The following is a 15,064-nucleotide window of genomic DNA, read 5'->3' as shown; positions in this document are numbered from 1 at the left end:
TCAGCCCACCTTGCTGCTCTCGGGGACTGTCTCGCCGGGGAACGGAAAGCCGATCCAGGTCGGCTTCTCCAGCCGGACCGGAATGCCGCCGGCGCGGATCGTCTCGCCGGCCGCAAGGGCGTCGGCCGCCCTGTCGAGGCGGATCATGATGAGGCCGCGGCCCCCCGCGCCGGTGCCGGTCTTGCCGAGGGTTTTCTCGCCAGCCGTGACCTCGACCCCGGTTTCGGCCGCGAACCCGCCCTCGTAGAGCGCCGGCACGATGCGCGTGCGCGCCGTGCCCCGGTGCTGCATCCGCGACACCACCTCCTGGCCCACATAGCAGCCCTTGTCGAAGTCGACCCCCTGGAGCTGGTCCATGAGGACCTCGTGCGGGAAGGCGTCCCCGAACAGGAAGTCCCGGCCGCCTTCCGGCACGCCGAGAGCGATGCGGCGAGCGTGGTACTCGTCCGCCGGCACGGACGCGAATTCGGCCGCGTCCTCGGCGGCCACGATCGCCCGCCAGCCGAGTTCCCGCAGGCGCGGATCGTCCGCCACGAGTCCGGCCTCGTCGGCGGGCTTCGGATCGTCCCAGCCGGCCACCACCGCGAGGGAGTCGGAGAGATCCTGGATCGCGACCTTGGCGCGAAGCTTGTAAAAGCCGAGGCGCTTCGCAAGCTCGGGCGCATGGACCTTCAGCACGTCGAGATAGTAGCCGCCTTCGATCTCGGACGGCGCCTCGAACACGATGAAGTCGAACATGATCTTGCCCTGCGGGGTCAGGAGGGCGCCGAGCCGTGCCGCCTGCGGCGAAACCCGGTCGAGATCGCAGGTGACGAGGCCGTCGAGAAATGTCTTGGCGTCCTCGCCGGAAACTCTTACGACGCCCCGGTCGGCCAAATGCGCTGACGGCATGTCCTGCTCCAGTTGCTCTGACTGAAAGCACGACATATGCCCATCCGGCACCAGCCTCAAGGGACGAGTTCATCATGCCCGAGACCTACGACCTGATCCTCAAAGGCGGCATCGTCGTGAACCAGGACGGACGCGTGGAGCGCGACGTCGGCATCCGCGCCGGCACGATCGCGCGCATCGGCGACCTCTCCCAGGCCTCCGCCGCCCGTGTGATCAACTGCCGCGGCCTGCACATCCTGCCTGGGGTTATCGACACCCAGGTGCATTTCCGCGAGCCGGGCCTCGACCACAAGGAGGACCTCGAATCGGGCTCCCGCTCCGCCGTCATGGGCGGCGTGACGGCCGTTTTCGAGATGCCCAACACCGACCCGCAGACCACGAGCGCCGAGGCGCTCGCCGACAAGGTGCGGCGCGGCCATCACCGCATGCATTGCGACTTCGCCTTCTGGGTCGGCGGCACGCACGAGAACATCGCCGACATTCCGGAGCTGGAGCGCCTGCCGGGAGCCGCCGGCATCAAGGTCTTCATGGGCTCGTCCACCGGCTCGCTGCTCGTCGAGGACGACGAGGGCGTGGCGCGCATCCTGCGCCAGACCCGCCGCCGCGCGGCCTTCCACTCCGAGGACGAGGCGATGCTGCGCGAGCGGAAAGGCCTGCGCGTCGAAGGCGATCCGAGCTCGCACCCGGTCTGGCGCTCGGCCGAGGTCGCGCTCGCCTGCACCAAGCGCCTCGTGCGCATCTCCCGCGAGACGGGCGCGCGCATCCACGTCCTCCACGTGACCACCGCCGAGGAGATGGCGCTCCTGAAGGACTACAAGGACCTCGTCTCAGTCGAGGTCACGCCGCACCACCTCACCCTCGTGGCCCCGGAGGCCTACGAGCGCCTCGGCACCTACGTTCAGATGAACCCGCCCGTGCGCGACGAGGCGCACCGCCACGCCATCTGGCAGGGCCTGGACGAGGGCGTCGCGGACGTGCTCGGCTCCGACCACGCGCCGCATACCCGCGAGGAGAAGGACAAGACCTACCCGAACACGCCTTCGGGCATGACCGGCGTCCAGACCCTCGTGCCGATCATGCTCGACCACGTGAATTCCATGCGCCTGACCCTGGAGCGCTTCGTGGACCTCACCAGTGCTGGCCCGAAGCGCCTGTTCGGCATCGCCCGCAAAGGGCGGATCGCCGTGGGTTACGACGCCGATTTCACCGTCGTCGACCTGAAGCGCGTCGAGACGATCACCAACAGCTGGATCGCGTCCAAATGCGGCTGGACGCCTTACGACGGCAAGCAGGTGACCGGCTGGCCCATCGGCACGGTGGTGCGCGGCAACGTGGTCATGTGGGACGGCGCGCTGGAAGCGCCCTCGCTGGGCGAGACGGTGCGGTTCGAGGAGACGCTGCGGGCTTGAGCGCACAGCGTTCTCACGCCTCCCACGCCGCGTTCTGCAGGACGACCCGGTAGCCGACCTGACGAGTCAATACGAGTAGCAGGGGCAGATCGTCCATCGAGGACCTGGAGAGACAGCAACGCTACCAAAGCCTCATCCTGAGGAGGACCGGTAGGTCCGTCTCGAAGGACGAGGCGTCTCCAGTGCGCGCTGGAAGCATCCTTCGAGACGCGGCTGCGCCGCTCCTCAGGATGAGGGTGAGGAAAAGAGGCTCCCATCGCTTCGCCCCGAGGAGTGAAGAGTCTCGAAGGACGAGGCGTCTCCGGCGCGCTCTGGAAGAGTTCTTCGAGACGCCGCTGGTGCGGCTCCTCAGGATGAGGATGGAGGTTAGGATACGGGAGATTCTCGTTTCGCCTTGCGCCGCGAGAGTTCCGGAAGAGCACCGAAATCTCCGCGGATCAACGCTTCCTTCTTGGCGCGAGACCAGCCCTTGACCTGCCGCTCGAAGGCAATGGCGTCTGTGATGTCCCAAAAATGTGCCGGATAGACGAGGGTGACCGGCCGTCGCTTCGCCGTGTAGCCTCCAAAGGTGCCTTGGTTATGTTGGCTGACGCCCGTTTGCAGATCGTCCAACCGACTGGTCCCGACGTAATAGTTGCCGTCGGCGCAGCGGAGAATGTAGAACCAGCAGCCACTCATTTCTGCGCCTGTGGAGCAAACGACGCATCCTAATCCTGACAAGCCGCACAGCTGCGTCAGGGAGGTTCCGGAGCATGCTGGAGACGCCCTCGTCCCCGGATCAAGTCCAGGGCAGGCTCTTCGAGACGGACCTGAAGGTCCTCCTCAGGATGAGGGCTGGGGGTGAGCCACCCTCAGGGTGAGAGCCTCTTGAGCTGGCGGCCTAGTGCTTCAGCGACACCGCCATCGAGAACGCGCCCGTGCGGATCTTGTCCGGCAGGCCGGCGGCGTAGTCCGCCACGGCTTCCTCGCCATAGGTGGCGACGAGCTCCTGGAAGGCGGCGAACAGGGCCGCCTGCGCCATGCAGTCCGCATCCAGCCCGTCGAGTTCGGCCTCCGCGAAAGCGTCGGTCACGTAGCTCAGGGCCGCCTGCTTGATGGCGCTCAGTTCCGGCAGATCGGTGAGAGGGACGTCGTTGTCGTTCATGATCCTTGCCCCTTTGAGGGGCAGCGCGCGAGTTCAGTTGATTCGAACTTAATTGGCGCGGTGCCCTAGGGCCAGCATCACCTTGCAAGGAGGTTAACGCGAGAGGGAAACGCGCGAAGGATGTGGATAATCCACAGGCTCACCCGCCATATCGTCCGGCGATGTTGCGGGCGAGCAACTCGCCTTCCCGGATATACCGGTTGGAGGCCTCCTGGGCCGAGGCCGTGCAGGCGTGGTAGGTGAGGGCGAAGGCCTGGTAACCCTTGTTGTAGGCGCCCGCGAGGCGCTCCTTGCGTCCGGGCGTGGTGCCCTCCGCCTCCATGAGCATCTGCATGCGCCGGCTCCACTCGTTCGCGTCCGAAGCCGCGCAGAGGGGGCGCAGGAGAGCGAGGGACCCCATGATCTCGGCGAGCCGCAGAAGCTCCTTCTCGTAAGGGGCGGGCGGCGGCTCGGCCGCCGCCGGGGCGGGTTCCGCCTGCTGTTGCGGCTGCTGGGGCTGCGGCTGGGACGACGAGCGCTGCTGCGGCTGCGACCGCTGGGGCTGGGATTGCTGCCGCGGTTGAGGCTGGGGCTGCGGCCTGAACTGGGGCTGCTGCCGGTATTGCGGCTGGGGCTGCGGGGGCATTCCCGGCTGGCCGACGGGCGGGCCGAACAGGCGCTCGAAAAACCCTTGAGCCGCAAGCGGCTGGAAAGAGGCGACGAGAGCCGTGGCGGCGAGGACAGCCGTCGCGGCGCGGCTCATGCGGCGGGGTCCTGCGCGGCGAGCCGGAAGGCCTGCTCGAGGATCCCGGCAAGCCCCGGCGTCATAGGCAGGCCGACGATGTCGCGTTCCGTGACCCAACAGATGTCCTTTGCTTCCGGCCCGGTCTGTGGCTCGCCTGAGACCCAGCGGGCGGCGTGGGCGGCGATGACGAGATGATGCTTTACACGGCCATCCGCCTCCCGTTCAATCACTTCGACGGGGGCCACGAGGCCGATCAGCTTGGCCTTAACCCCGACCTCCTCCTCAAGTTCCCTCAGGGCGGCCTCGCCCAGGGTCTCGCCGATCTCGACCACGCCGCCCGGCAGGGAGAAGACGCCCTCCCAGGGCGGCTTGCCGCGCGCCGCCAGGAGGACGCGCCCGTCGCGGAACACCGCCACGGAAGCCGCCAGGATGGGGCGGGTCGGATAGAGCCGGTCGCCTGTCATGGTGTGGGCGCCTCCTGCGCCAGAACATAGCGCGCCCGCGGGCGGATGAGCGTGGCTTGGCCGCGCTGCTCGACCGCATGGGCGAGCCACCCGGCCGTGCGGGCGATGGCGAAGAGCGCGAAGGCCGCGCCCGAGGGCAGCCCATAGGCGCGCTCGACCATGACGAGGGCCACGTCGATGCTGGGCTTCTCTCCCGTGGCGGCCTCGACGGCCTTCAGGGTGGTCGCGTCGGAGGCCAGGAGCGGCACGCCCTCAAGCAGGGCCCAGGCGCGCGGGTCGCCCTCGGGATAGAGCCGGTGCCGGAAGGCAAAACCCGGCGGACGTCCCGGATCCTCGAGGAAGGTCCGGGCCCGCTCGGTCATGCCTCCATGGTAGGGACCGCTCAAGGCGGCGAGCCCGGCGATCACCGCGTTGCGCAGGGAGGCCCCGGTCGAGGCGGTGACCCGCACCGCGAAGGCCGAGGAGCTGAGCTCGTGGTCGGCGCAGAGCACCAGGGCGCGCCGGATCGCATCCTCGGCCCGCGGCGCGTTCCAGCATGAGGCGAGGTGCCGGTGGATGGGGACGGCGCCCGGATCGGCCCCGCTGCCGGCCGCCGCCACGAGCCTGAGAATCGCCGCCACCTCGGCGGAGCGCGCCTCCTTGGGCGCCGGCGCCGAGAGGAGGCGAACCGCCTGGGCCACGAAGGCATGCGGCCCGAAGGCAGGACCCGCCAGCCCTTCGGGCGGCCGGGACGGGAGCCGGAACGCGCCTTCGTCGAGCCCGCCGATCAGGAGCAGGGCCGTCTCCTCCAGGGTGGCGGTGCGGGCGAGCTCCACCGCGTCGCGCTCCCGGTAGAACAGGCGTCCGTCCTTGATCTGGGTGATGCTGGTCTCCAGCACCGGCAGGCCCCAATCGAGGGCGGTGGCGGCCGCCGCCGTTGGGCGGCGGAACCGGGCCTTGCGCTCCGCCAACGCCTCGACGTCGTCGAGGGCATAGAGCCGCTGGCGCGGATCGTGCGGCGACGCGAAGGAGCGGATCAGCCCGCGGCTCACATAGGCGTAGAGGCTCGCCCGGCTGATGCCGAGCCGGCCCGAGGCGGATTCCGCCGAGGTGAGTTCGAGGGACGGAGCGTTCATATATTGATATGTTGATTCAAGATTGACCCGAAGGCAATCCCGGCGGGATGGTGATCTCCAACAAAGGAGATCATCCCATGAAGATCGGACTGGATGACGTCGTCGCGGCCGAAACCGCTTTGAGCCACGTGGACGGGGAGGCGGGCCGCCTGATCATCCGCGGCCACGACCTGGAAGAGCTCGCCGGCCGGGTGAGCTACGAGGAGGCGGTCGCGATCCTGTGGGACGGGCTGGTTCCGGGATCGTCCGACGATCTGCGCGCCCGGTTCGGTGCCGCCCGGGTGCGGGCCTTCGGCCACCTCGCGGGGCTCGGCCCGCAGCTTGGCGGCCTCACGCCCGTGGAGGGCATGCGCCTGCTCCTGTCGGGCCTGCCGGATGTGGACGAGGACCCGGCGGCTTTGGCGGTGGGCGGCGCGGCGGTGGCGGCCGCCATGGCGGTGCGCGGGGCGAGGGGGCTTGCGGCCGTCGCGCCCGACCCGTCCGCCGGGCACGCCGCCGACCTGCTGCGCATGCTGCGGGATGCCTCTGCCGATGCGGGGGAGGCTGCGGGGCTTGACACCTATCTCGTGACGGTCCTCGACCACGGCCTCAACGCCTCCACCTTCACGGCCCGCGTCGTCGCCTCAACGGAGGCCGGTATCCTCTCGGCCGTGGTGGCGGGCCTGTGCGCCCTGAAAGGCCCGCTCCACGGCGGCGCCCCCGGCCCGGTGCTCGACATGCTCGACGCCATCGGGTTGGCGGAGAACGCCGAGCCCTGGCTCGACGACGCGATCGGCCGCGGCGAGCGCCTCATGGGCTTCGGCCACCGCATCTACCGGGTGCGCGACCCCCGCGCCGACGTGCTCAAAGCCGCCGCCGGAAAGCTGAAAGGCCGGGAGAACCGCATCGCCTTCGCGGAGGCGGTCGAGAAGGCCGCGCTCACGGTGCTGGAGCGCCGCAAGCCCGGCCGCCGGCTCGACACCAACGTGGAGTTCTACACCGCCCTCCTGCTGGAGGCCCTCGGCATCCCCCGCGAAGGCTTCACCCCCCTGTTCGGTGCCGGCCGCACGGGAGGCTGGGTCGCGCACGCGGTCGAGCAGGTGAAGACCGGGAGGATCATCCGCCCGCAGTCGCGCTACGTGGGGCCGTGGCCGGCGGAGGCGGCGTGAGGGGATTCGCGATGCCGTCGAGGATGGATCCGCCACGCCGTTGATGGCTGCAACAGGGGTCCGGATATGCAGCGATAATCCATAGGGCGGCCTGGAACGACCGGCTCCTTGCGCAATCGGGCGATCCTGAGAAAGGTATTCAGAGCGCCGTTCGTCCTGTCGAACCGCGGCCTTCGTCCTAAGCCTCCCCTCTGTCGGCGCCTCGAGGTGCGTCGCGAGCGATGCATCGGATTGAAACAGGCGCCGACGGGCCTACGTAGCTCACCTGAACTGCAAAGTTCGCTTCCGCATCATAGCGAACCTCTCTATCGTCACTCTCTCGACAACGCGGAGCACCTATGTCTGCCGTTCTACAGCGACACAATGTCAAGGTCGTCGGTCGCGGGGAGCAGCCCATGCTCTTCGCCCATGGATACGGCTGCGACCAGAACATGTGGCGCTTCATCGCCCCTGCATTCGAGGAACGGTACAAGGTCGTCCTTTTCGACCATGTCGGGCATGGGCAGTCCGATGCGGCGGCCTTCGACCGGACGCGATACGACTCGCTCGGTGCCTACGCGGAGGACGTGCTGGCGATCTGCCGCGAGCTGGACCTGAACGACGTGATCCTCGTGGGGCACTCCGTCAGCGCCATGATCGGGGTCCTGGCCGCCATTCGGCAGCCGGAGCGCTTCGACCGGCTGGTTCTGATCGGCCCGTCTCCGCGCTACATCGACGACGGCGATTACGTCGGCGGGTTCAAGCAGGAGGATATCGAGGGCCTGCTCGACTTTCTCGACAGCAACCATCTGGGCTGGTCCAGCACCATGGCCCCCGTCATCATGGGCAACCCGAACCGGCCCCAACTCGGTGAAGAACTCGCCAACAGCTTCTGCCGCACCGATCCCGAGGTCGCCAAGCACTTCGCCCGCGTGACCTTCCTGTCCGACAACAGGGCGGATCTGCCTAAGCTCGCGACGAAGGCTCTCATCCTCCAATGCTCCCAGGATGTGATTGCGCCGGAGGCGGTCGGGCGTTACATGCACCAGAGCCTTCCGGACAGCGAGTTCGTTCTGTTGAAGGCGACCGGGCACTGCCCCAACCTGAGTGCGCCAGAGGAGACGATCGCCGCCATGGAAGCCTTTCTAAGCGATCCGGCGCCAGCAAAGGCGGTCGCCTGGTGAGCATGGAGCCCGGCGCTCTCATCGAGACGGCCGAGGAACTTTATGAGAGCGCCCCCTGTGGTTACCTCTCGACGCTGCCGGACGGCACCATCATCCGGGTCAACCAGACCTTTCTCACGTGGATTGGCGCGGATCGGAGGGACCTCGTCGGCCAGAAGTGCTTTCAAGAGCTTCTCAGCATTGGCGGCAAGATCTTCTACGACACCCACTTTGCTCCGCTTCTACGGATGCAGGGTTTCGTGAACGAGATCGCGTTCGATCTGATCTGCGCAGACGGGCGCCAGCTGCCGGTCCTGGCGAACACGGTCCAGAAGCTGGATGCTGCCGGGCGCCCGATGGTGCATCGCATCACCCTCTTCAACGCCACCGACCGACGCAGATACGAGAGGGAGCTGCTTCTTGCACGTCAGAAGGCCGAGCAGGCCACCGAGGAGCTCAGGCGCCTGAACGAGACGCTGGAGGAGCGGGTTGCCCAGGAGGTGGCGGAGCGTCTCAAGGCCGAGGATGCCTTGCGACAGGCGCAGAAGATGGAGGCGGTCGGCCAGCTCACCGGCGGCATCGCGCACGACTTCAACAACCTGCTGACGATCATCGTCGGCAACATCGAGCTCATCCAGCGCCGTCTGCCCGAAGGACACGAGCGGCTCCAGAGAGCAACCGACCATGCCATGGAGGCGACGCGCCGGGCGGCAACCCTGACCCAGCGGCTTCTGGCCTTCTCCCGGCGGCAGCCGCTCGATCCCAAGCCCATCGACGCCAACAAGCTGGTGGCCGGCATGTCCGAACTCTTGCGGCGGACGTTGGGCGAGACGGTCGTGCTCGAGGCGGTTCTGGCCGGCGGCCTCTGGCGGACGCAAGCGGATCCGAACCAGCTGGAGAACGCCATCGTCAACCTGGCGGTGAACGCCCGCGACGCCATGCCGAGCGGAGGCAAGCTCACGATCGAGACGGCCAACGCCCGCCTCGACGAAGCCTATGTGGAGGCCTTGGCCGAGCCTGTGCCGCCCGGGCAGTACGTGCAGGTGTCGGTTTCTGATACCGGCACTGGGATGGACAAGGCCACGATGGAGCGGGTGTTCGAGCCGTTCTTCACCACCAAGGAGGCGGGCAAGGGAACTGGGCTTGGCCTCAGCCAAGTGTACGGTTTCGTTCGGCAGTCAAACGGCCACGTCAGGATCTACAGCGAACTCGGAGAAGGCACGACCATCAAGATCTACCTTCCCCGCCTGATCGGCTCCGATGAGGAGCCTGTGGAGAGGGCTGCCCGGGCTCTAGCGACGGTGAGGGGTTCCGGCGAGACCATTCTGGTCGTCGAGGATGAACCGAGCCTTCGCGCCTATGCGGTCGAGGCGCTGCGCGACCTTGGATACCGGGTTCTCGAGGCGGCCGACGGGAAGGGCGCTCTGGCGATCCTGGAGCAGCATCCGGAAATCGAGCTGCTGTTCACCGACGTCGTTCTCACGGGCGGCATGAACGGACGGGCTCTTGCCGAGGAGGTGGCGCGGCGCAAGCCGGGGGTGCCGGTGCTCTACACGACCGGGTACACGGCTAATGCAATCGTTCACCATGGCCGCCTCGACCCCGGGATGCATCTGATCGGCAAGCCTTTCACCTATGCTGAGCTCGCCGCGAAGGTGAGACAGATGCTCGATGGCTCGACGTGATGGTTTCCGCGGGTCGAGAGGGTCCGGATCTCCTGCCGGACCGGCCTCCCGCCTCACAACCTAAACGTGCTGCCCGCCGTTGATGTGCAGCTCCGCGCCGGTCACGTAGGAGCTGGCGTCGGTGCACAGGAAGTAGATCGCCTTGGCGACCTCGTCGGGGGTGCCGAGTCGGCGCATGGGGAGCTGCTCGACGATCTTTTCGGTGCCTGGCGACAGGATCGAGGTGTCGATCTCGCCGGGCGAGATCGCGTTGACGCGCACGCCCAGCGGGCCGAAATCGGCCGCCATCTCGCGGGTGAGGGACGCCAGCGCCGCCTTAGAGGTGGCGTAGGCCGCGCCCGCGAAGGGGTGGACGCGCGAGCCCGCGATGGAGGTCACGTTGACCACCGAGCCCTTGGCCCTGGTCAGCTCGTCCTGCAGGCCGCGGGCCAGCATGATCGAGGCGAAGAAGTTCACCTGGAACACGTGCACCCAGTCCTCGTAGCGGGTGTCGAGGGCGTTCAGGCGCGAGCCGCCCGGCCCCTTCGGCGAGATGCCGGCGTTGTTGACGAGCGCGTGCAGGACGCCGCCCTCGGCGGCGAGGCGCTCCTTCACGTCCGCGATGGCGCGGCGGGTGTCCTCCGCGTCGGCGAGGTCGACCTGCAGGTGGTCCTCCGGCCCCATCTCCCACGGGCAGTTCTCCGGGAAGGCGTGGCGCGAGCAGGTGATGACCCGCCAGCCGGCGGCCGAGAAGCGCTTGACCGTGGCATGCCCGATCCCGCGGCTGGCGCCGGTGAGCAGCATGATGCGGCGGGAGGTGTTCGACGATGAGGCCATGGGAACCCTGATGTGCGACCGTTGAGGCGGCTGGCAAGCATTCGGCCGCGGGAGCGCCCCGCCGCCAGCCAGAACCCATACCCACAAACGCCGCCCAAGGGAACGCCCCGGCGCCTACATCGGAACAGTTCGAATGTGGCGCGGGTCGGAGCCCTTACGGATAGAGCCGGTTCTTCAGCCAGCCCTCGCCCTCGCGGGTGAAGGCGACGCGGTCGTGGAGACGGAAGGGCTTGTCCTGCCAGAACTCGATATAGACCGGCGCGATGCGGAAGCCCGTCCAGTAGGGCGGGCGCGGCACCTCGCCGACGGCGTATTTCGCGGTGTTGAGGGCGACCGCCTTCTCGAGGGCGAAGCGGCTCTCCAGCGGGCGCGACTGCTGGCTCGCCCAGGCGCCGATGCGGCTGTCGCGCGGGCGGCTCTGGAAATAGGCGTCGGCCTCGGCGTCGCTCACAATGGAGACATCGCCCCGCACCCGGACCTGCCGACGCAGGCTCTTCCAGTGCATCACGAAGGCGGCCTTGCGCTGGCCGAGAAGCTCGCGGCCCTTGTTGGATTCGGTGTTGGTGTAGAACACGAAGCCGGCCTCGTCGAAGCCCTTGAGCAGCACCATGCGCACGTTCGGCAGGCCGGTCTCGTCCACGGTCGCGAGCGCGATGGCGTTCGGGTCGTTGGGTTCCGAGGCCGTGGCCTCCTCCATCCAGGAGCGGAAGAGGTCGAAAGGCTCGTCGGCTTCGGTGAAGTCACCGGTTCTTAACTGATTCAAGGTTCTATCCTGAGATGTGACTTTTGTGTTCCGGGAGACCCGACGCGTGAACAGGGCCGCTGCGCGCCGTTATAGATCAGTCGCCTTCGCGAGCGAAGCCATGAAAGTGGCGGCAGCCGGGATGATCGCCCTGGCGGCCGGCGCCTGCAGCTTCTCGTTCGGGGTCGTCGGGCTCGACGAGCGGGACCCCGAGCCCGTGGCGACGGGCTCGATCGCCCCGAAGGCGCCCATCGTGCTTTCGGCCGAGCTCGACGAGGAGGATTGGCGCCGGGCCAGGGCGGCGCTCGCGGTCGCTCTCGACCCGCAGGGGCCGGGCACCCAGGTCTCGTGGGACAACCCGGCCTCGCAGCGCAAGGGCGCCTTCACGCCCACGGGCGCCCCCTTCGTGAAGGACGACCAGATCTGCCGCAGCTTCGCGGCCCATCTCACCGGCGTCTCGCCCGCGGCCCTCCAGGGCACCGCCTGCCGCCCCTCCGGCGGCGCTTGGGCGATCCAGGAGGTCAAGCCGGTCAAGGGGGAAGCCAAGGTCTAGCTCCCATCCAAGGAGGCGTTGCAAACACGCAACACTTTTCCCATATGGTCGTCAGCCCACAGGGCTGCCAGCCCAATCTGACGGCTCATGGATACTTTCGATGCGCAACCCCTACGACGTTCTCGGCGTCTCCCGCACCGCTGACGAAGCGGAGATCAAGAAGGCCTTCCGCAAGCTCGCCAAGGCCTACCATCCGGACCGCAACGCGAACGACCCGAAGGCCAAGGACAAGTTCGCGGAGGTGAACTCCGCCTACGAGATCCTCGGCGATGCGACCAAGCGCGGCCAGTTCGACCGTGGCGAGATCGACGCGGAGGGCAAGCCGCGCTTCCAAGGGTTCGAGGGTTTCGGCGGCGGCCGCGGCGGCGGCGCGCAGGATTTCGGCTTCGGGTTCAATGCGGGCGGCCCGTTCGGCGGACGCCGCAGCAGCCGGGGCGCCGGGGCCGGCGCGGATCCGGGCGAGGACTTTTTCTCCCAGATCTTCGGCGAGGCCTTCCGGTCGGCCGGCGAGGGCGCGCGGCAGCAGAGCCGCGCCCGGCCCCGCGGCCAGAAGGGCGAGGACGTGAACGCGACCCTCACGGTCACGCTCGAAGAGGTGGCCGGCGAGGCCAAGAAGCGCCTGCGCCTGCCCACCGGGCGGGACGTGGACGTGGTGATCCCCAAGGGTGTCTCCGACGGCCAGGTGATCCGCCTGCGGGGCCTGGGCGCGGGAGCGCCCGGCATCGATCCGGGTGACGCCCTGCTCACCATCAAGATCGCCCCGCACGACAGGTTCACCCCCGAAGGCTCGAACCTGCGGCAACGCCTGCCGATCGAGATCGAGGAGGCGGTGCTCGGCGGCACCATCCGGGTGCCGACGCTCACCGGCGCGGTCGAGATGAACATCCCGCCCATGACCAATTCCGGCCGCACCTTCCGGCTGCGCGGCAAGGGCCTGCCCGGCAAGACCGGGCCGGGCGACCTGCTCGTCACGGTGGAGATCAGGCTGCCCGAGGTGGTGGACGAGGACCTGCTCGCCTACGCGCGCAAACGCCGCTCGGCCAAGGCGGAATAAAATCCCCTCATGCGAGGATGATTCACTAAGGCAGGCCCGAGAGGTCTTCCCCCCCGTCGCTGTGTCGGTTAAAGAAGCCCTCTTTCTGACGTGTCCAGCGACGATTTAGGTGAATCATGGCGGAGACAACGGCGCCCGGCATTCTGTCCGGAAAGCGCGGCTTGATCATGGGTGTGGCGAACAACCGCTCGATCGCCTGGGGCATCGCGCAGGCGGCCCGCAAGCACGGGGCTGAGCTGGCCTTCACGTACCAGGGCGAGGCCCTTAAAAAACGGGTCGAGCCCCTGGCGAAGGAGCTCGGCGGCGTGGTGGTTGGGCATTGCGACGTCACGGACGGCGCCAGCATCGATGCAGTCTTCGACGAGGTGAAGAACCTCTGGGGCTCCCTCGACTTCGTGGTCCACTGCATCGCCTTCTCGGACAAGGACGAGCTGACCGGCCGCTACGTGGAGACCTCCGAGGGCAACTTCACCAAGTCGCTGCTGATCTCCTGCTATTCCTTCACGGCCATCGCCCAGCGGGCCGAGAAGCTGATGAACGAGGGCGGCTCGCTGCTCACGCTCACCTATTACGGCGCCGAGAAGTGGATGCCGCACTACAACGTCATGGGCGTCGCCAAGGCGGCGCTCGAGGCCTCGGTGCGCTACCTCGCGGCGGATCTCGGCCCCAAGAACATCCGCGTCAACGCGATCTCGGCCGGCCCGATCAAGACGCTCGCGGCCTCCGGCATCGGCGACTTCCGCTACATTCTCAAGTGGAACGAGTACAACTCGCCGCTCCGCCGCACGGTCACCACCGAGGAGGTGGGCGAGACGGCCGCCTATCTGGTGTCCGACATGTCCCGCGGCATGACGGGCGAGATCCTGCACGTGGACGCCGGCTACCACGTGGTCGGCATGAAGAACCCGGAAGCTCCCGACCTCTCGCTCGACAAAGAATAGCCGTGAGCGACAGCCGTCCCACGATCTACTTCATCCGCCACGGCGAGACGGACTGGAACCTCGAGGGGCGTCTCCAGGGGCAGAAGGACATTCCGCTCAACGATCTCGGCCGCGTCCAGGCCGAGGAGGCAGGGCGCCGCCTCATGGGCCTCGTGCCGCATGTGGAAGACCTCGCCTACGTGGCGAGCCCGATGACCCGCACCCGCGAGACCATGGCGCTCCTGCGCACGGCCATGGGGCTCGATCCCGAAAGCTACCGGCTCGACGAACGCCTCGTCGAGCTGACCTTCGGCGACTGGGAAGGCCTGACCTGGAAGGAAGTGCGGAAGAAAGAGCCGCAGCTCGCGGCGCTCCGCGAGCGCGACAAGTGGAACTACGCCCCGCCCGGCGGCGAGAGCTACGCCATGCTGACCGCGCGCGTCCGGCCCATTCTCGACGACCTCACCCGCGACACGGTCGTCGTCGCCCACGGGGGCGTCGCCCGCGCGTTCCTGGCCGCGACCTGCGGCGTCTCCACCCGCGACGCCGCAAGCATCGACATCTGGCAGGGCAAGGTCCTGGTCATCCAGAGGCGCAGCTACCGCTGGGTCTGATCGGCGGGCCCCATCCCCATCGTTCATCGGTCTTCATCGGCCCGGTGCCGGATCTCGCGCCGCACCCGTGTGGGCGCGTCTGCGCTGGACCAAATACAAAAAGCCCTGCCTGTGGAGCAGGCAGGGCCGAGTGGGGGTCTAGAATGTCTTTGGAGGTCAATCCGAAGACGTGTGGAGTAAAACACAAATAATAAACTCGCCAAACCCTTTTTAAATTCCTATTAACGAGAAGATTTTCTCGTAATTCGGATGTATTAATCCTTTCGATGCACAAATCTGCTTGAATAAAAATGGTCCTCCTGTTGCGTCACCGCAACAGACTTTTCTGGCCGTCTTATACTAGCCTGTTGGTGCGGCTTCCCGCGAACGAGAAAAGCGCGGACGAACGGCGACATCGCCGTCCGCCCGCACCAAGCGCCGATGTTTCGCGGCAAGAGTGTGAACTTGTCTGGAGGACCAACGATGAAGCTTATGAAGGGCCTATTGCTCGGATCGGCGGCGGGTCTCGCCGCTGTCGTGAGCGCCCAGGCAGCAGATCTTCCCGTCGCGAAGGCTGCGCCTGTTGAGTACGTTCGCGTCTGCTCCACCTACGGTGCAGGCTTCTTCTACATCCCCGGCACCGAAACCTGCCTCCGCGTTGGCG

Annotated in this window: 17 protein-coding genes; 9 read left to right on the top strand and 8 right to left on the bottom strand. The window is 67.6% G+C overall.

The window, feature by feature from the left end; all coding sequences use genetic code 11:
• The gene (gene ygfZ / locus DES45_RS20535; RefSeq protein ID WP_114772088.1) at window positions 1–891 is read right to left on the bottom strand and encodes a CAF17-like 4Fe-4S cluster assembly/insertion protein YgfZ; all 891 of its coding nucleotides are present in this window, start codon (window positions 889–891) and stop codon (window positions 1–3) included.
• A 74-nt stretch (window positions 892–965) separates the two neighbouring features.
• Here ygfZ and DES45_RS20530 point away from each other — a divergent pair, with 74 nt between their 5' ends.
• Entirely contained in the window at window positions 966–2,300 is a 1,335-nt protein-coding gene (locus DES45_RS20530) for a dihydroorotase (protein WP_114772086.1), read from the top strand.
• Window positions 2,301–2,666: 366 nt separating this feature from the next.
• Here DES45_RS20530 and DES45_RS20525 read toward each other — a convergent pair whose 3' ends face one another.
• The 5 genes from DES45_RS20525 to DES45_RS20505 form a co-directional block, all read right to left on the bottom strand.
• Window positions 2,667–2,978: a GIY-YIG nuclease family protein gene (locus tag DES45_RS20525; protein WP_114772084.1), complete on the bottom strand. Its 312-nt coding sequence runs from the start codon at window positions 2,976–2,978 to the stop codon at window positions 2,667–2,669.
• A gap of 202 nt (window positions 2,979–3,180) precedes the next feature.
• Window positions 3,181–3,444, bottom strand: a complete 264-nt coding sequence (locus tag DES45_RS20520; RefSeq protein WP_114772082.1) for a hypothetical protein — start codon at window positions 3,442–3,444, stop codon at window positions 3,181–3,183.
• Between the two features lie 139 nt (window positions 3,445–3,583).
• Window positions 3,584–4,186 (bottom strand): TIGR02301 family protein, encoded by a 603-nt coding sequence (locus DES45_RS20515; RefSeq protein WP_245571815.1) that lies wholly within the window; start codon window positions 4,184–4,186, stop codon window positions 3,584–3,586.
• Window positions 4,183–4,632, bottom strand: a complete 450-nt coding sequence (locus DES45_RS20510) for an NUDIX hydrolase (protein ID WP_114772080.1) — start codon at window positions 4,630–4,632, stop codon at window positions 4,183–4,185. The genes DES45_RS20515 and DES45_RS20510 overlap by 4 nt, the downstream gene beginning before the upstream one ends.
• Window positions 4,629–5,747: a citrate synthase gene (locus tag DES45_RS20505; protein WP_114772078.1), complete on the bottom strand. Its 1,119-nt coding sequence runs from the start codon at window positions 5,745–5,747 to the stop codon at window positions 4,629–4,631. The genes DES45_RS20510 and DES45_RS20505 overlap by 4 nt, the downstream gene beginning before the upstream one ends.
• A 77-nt stretch (window positions 5,748–5,824) precedes the next feature.
• Here DES45_RS20505 and DES45_RS20500 point away from each other — a divergent pair, with 77 nt between their 5' ends.
• The 3 genes from DES45_RS20500 (at window position 5,825) to DES45_RS20490 (ending at window position 9,722) form a co-directional block, all read left to right on the top strand.
• Window positions 5,825–6,895 (top strand): citrate synthase/methylcitrate synthase, encoded by a 1,071-nt coding sequence (locus DES45_RS20500; RefSeq protein ID WP_114772265.1) that lies wholly within the window; start codon window positions 5,825–5,827, stop codon window positions 6,893–6,895.
• 338 nt (window positions 6,896–7,233) lie between these two features.
• The gene (locus DES45_RS20495; protein WP_114772076.1) at window positions 7,234–8,058 is read left to right on the top strand and encodes an alpha/beta fold hydrolase; all 825 of its coding nucleotides are present in this window, start codon (window positions 7,234–7,236) and stop codon (window positions 8,056–8,058) included.
• Window positions 8,059–8,060: 2 nt separating this feature from the next.
• Entirely contained in the window at window positions 8,061–9,722 is a 1,662-nt protein-coding gene (locus DES45_RS20490; RefSeq protein WP_210271979.1) for a PAS domain-containing hybrid sensor histidine kinase/response regulator, read from the top strand.
• 60 nt (window positions 9,723–9,782) lie between these two features.
• Here the strand turns inward: DES45_RS20490 and DES45_RS20485 are convergent, their stop codons facing one another.
• Both DES45_RS20485 and pdxH read right to left on the bottom strand, forming a co-directional pair.
• A complete protein-coding gene (locus tag DES45_RS20485; protein WP_114772263.1) occupies window positions 9,783–10,505 on the bottom strand; it encodes an SDR family NAD(P)-dependent oxidoreductase in 723 nt (240 codons plus the stop codon).
• A 187-nt stretch (window positions 10,506–10,692) separates the two neighbouring features.
• Window positions 10,693–11,301, bottom strand: a complete 609-nt coding sequence (gene pdxH / locus DES45_RS20480) for a pyridoxamine 5'-phosphate oxidase (RefSeq protein WP_114772072.1) — start codon at window positions 11,299–11,301, stop codon at window positions 10,693–10,695.
• A gap of 46 nt (window positions 11,302–11,347) precedes the next feature.
• On the opposite strand from pdxH, the gene DES45_RS20475 reads away from it, so the two are divergent.
• From DES45_RS20475 to DES45_RS20455, 5 genes are all read left to right on the top strand, one after another.
• Window positions 11,348–11,833, top strand: coding sequence for an RT0821/Lpp0805 family surface protein (locus DES45_RS20475; RefSeq protein WP_245571813.1), 486 nt, complete (start codon window positions 11,348–11,350; stop codon window positions 11,831–11,833).
• Window positions 11,834–11,933: 100 nt separating this feature from the next.
• Window positions 11,934–12,887 carry a DnaJ C-terminal domain-containing protein gene (locus tag DES45_RS20470; RefSeq protein WP_114772067.1) on the top strand — a complete coding sequence of 318 codons (954 nt, stop codon included), beginning with the start codon at window positions 11,934–11,936 and terminating at the stop codon, window positions 12,885–12,887.
• A gap of 116 nt (window positions 12,888–13,003) precedes the next feature.
• Window positions 13,004–13,828: an enoyl-ACP reductase FabI gene (gene fabI / locus DES45_RS20465; protein WP_114772065.1), complete on the top strand. Its 825-nt coding sequence runs from the start codon at window positions 13,004–13,006 to the stop codon at window positions 13,826–13,828.
• 2 nt (window positions 13,829–13,830) lie between these two features.
• Window positions 13,831–14,421: a histidine phosphatase family protein gene (locus DES45_RS20460; RefSeq protein ID WP_114772063.1), complete on the top strand. Its 591-nt coding sequence runs from the start codon at window positions 13,831–13,833 to the stop codon at window positions 14,419–14,421.
• A 462-nt stretch (window positions 14,422–14,883) separates the two neighbouring features.
• Window positions 14,884–15,064 (top strand): porin (locus DES45_RS20455; protein WP_210210246.1); only part of this gene is annotated, 181 nt, incomplete at its 3' end.

It is taken from the genome of Microvirga subterranea, from assembly GCF_003350535.1.
GTDB classification, from domain to species: domain Bacteria; phylum Pseudomonadota; class Alphaproteobacteria; order Rhizobiales; family Beijerinckiaceae; genus Microvirga; species Microvirga subterranea.
The sequence above is the reverse complement of the archived record's forward strand: the minus strand, read 5'-3'. Positions and strand labels throughout refer to the sequence as shown.

Bases quoted from the DNA above. Each gene is read 5' to 3' on its own strand.
- ygfZ (WP_114772088.1), bottom strand. From the start codon at position 891: ATGCCGTCAGCGCATTTGGCCGACCGGGGCGTCGTAAGAGTTTCCGGC.
- DES45_RS20530 (WP_114772086.1), top strand. From the start codon at position 966: ATGCCCGAGACCTACGACCTGATCCTCAAAGGCGGCATCGTCGTGAAC.
- DES45_RS20525 (WP_114772084.1), bottom strand. From the start codon at position 2,978: ATGAGTGGCTGCTGGTTCTACATTCTCCGCTGCGCCGACGGCAACTAT.
- DES45_RS20520 (WP_114772082.1), bottom strand. From the start codon at position 3,444: ATGAACGACAACGACGTCCCTCTCACCGATCTGCCGGAACTGAGCGCC.
- DES45_RS20515 (WP_245571815.1), bottom strand. From the start codon at position 4,186: ATGAGCCGCGCCGCGACGGCTGTCCTCGCCGCCACGGCTCTCGTCGCC.
- DES45_RS20510 (WP_114772080.1), bottom strand. From the start codon at position 4,632: ATGACAGGCGACCGGCTCTATCCGACCCGCCCCATCCTGGCGGCTTCC.
- DES45_RS20505 (WP_114772078.1), bottom strand. From the start codon at position 5,747: ATGAACGCTCCGTCCCTCGAACTCACCTCGGCGGAATCCGCCTCGGGC.
- DES45_RS20500 (WP_114772265.1), top strand. From the start codon at position 5,825: ATGAAGATCGGACTGGATGACGTCGTCGCGGCCGAAACCGCTTTGAGC.
- DES45_RS20495 (WP_114772076.1), top strand. From the start codon at position 7,234: ATGTCTGCCGTTCTACAGCGACACAATGTCAAGGTCGTCGGTCGCGGG.
- DES45_RS20490 (WP_210271979.1), top strand. From the start codon at position 8,061: ATGGAGCCCGGCGCTCTCATCGAGACGGCCGAGGAACTTTATGAGAGC.
- DES45_RS20485 (WP_114772263.1), bottom strand. From the start codon at position 10,505: ATGCTGCTCACCGGCGCCAGCCGCGGGATCGGGCATGCCACGGTCAAG.
- DES45_RS20470 (WP_114772067.1), top strand. From the start codon at position 11,934: ATGCGCAACCCCTACGACGTTCTCGGCGTCTCCCGCACCGCTGACGAA.
- fabI (WP_114772065.1), top strand. From the start codon at position 13,004: ATGGCGGAGACAACGGCGCCCGGCATTCTGTCCGGAAAGCGCGGCTTG.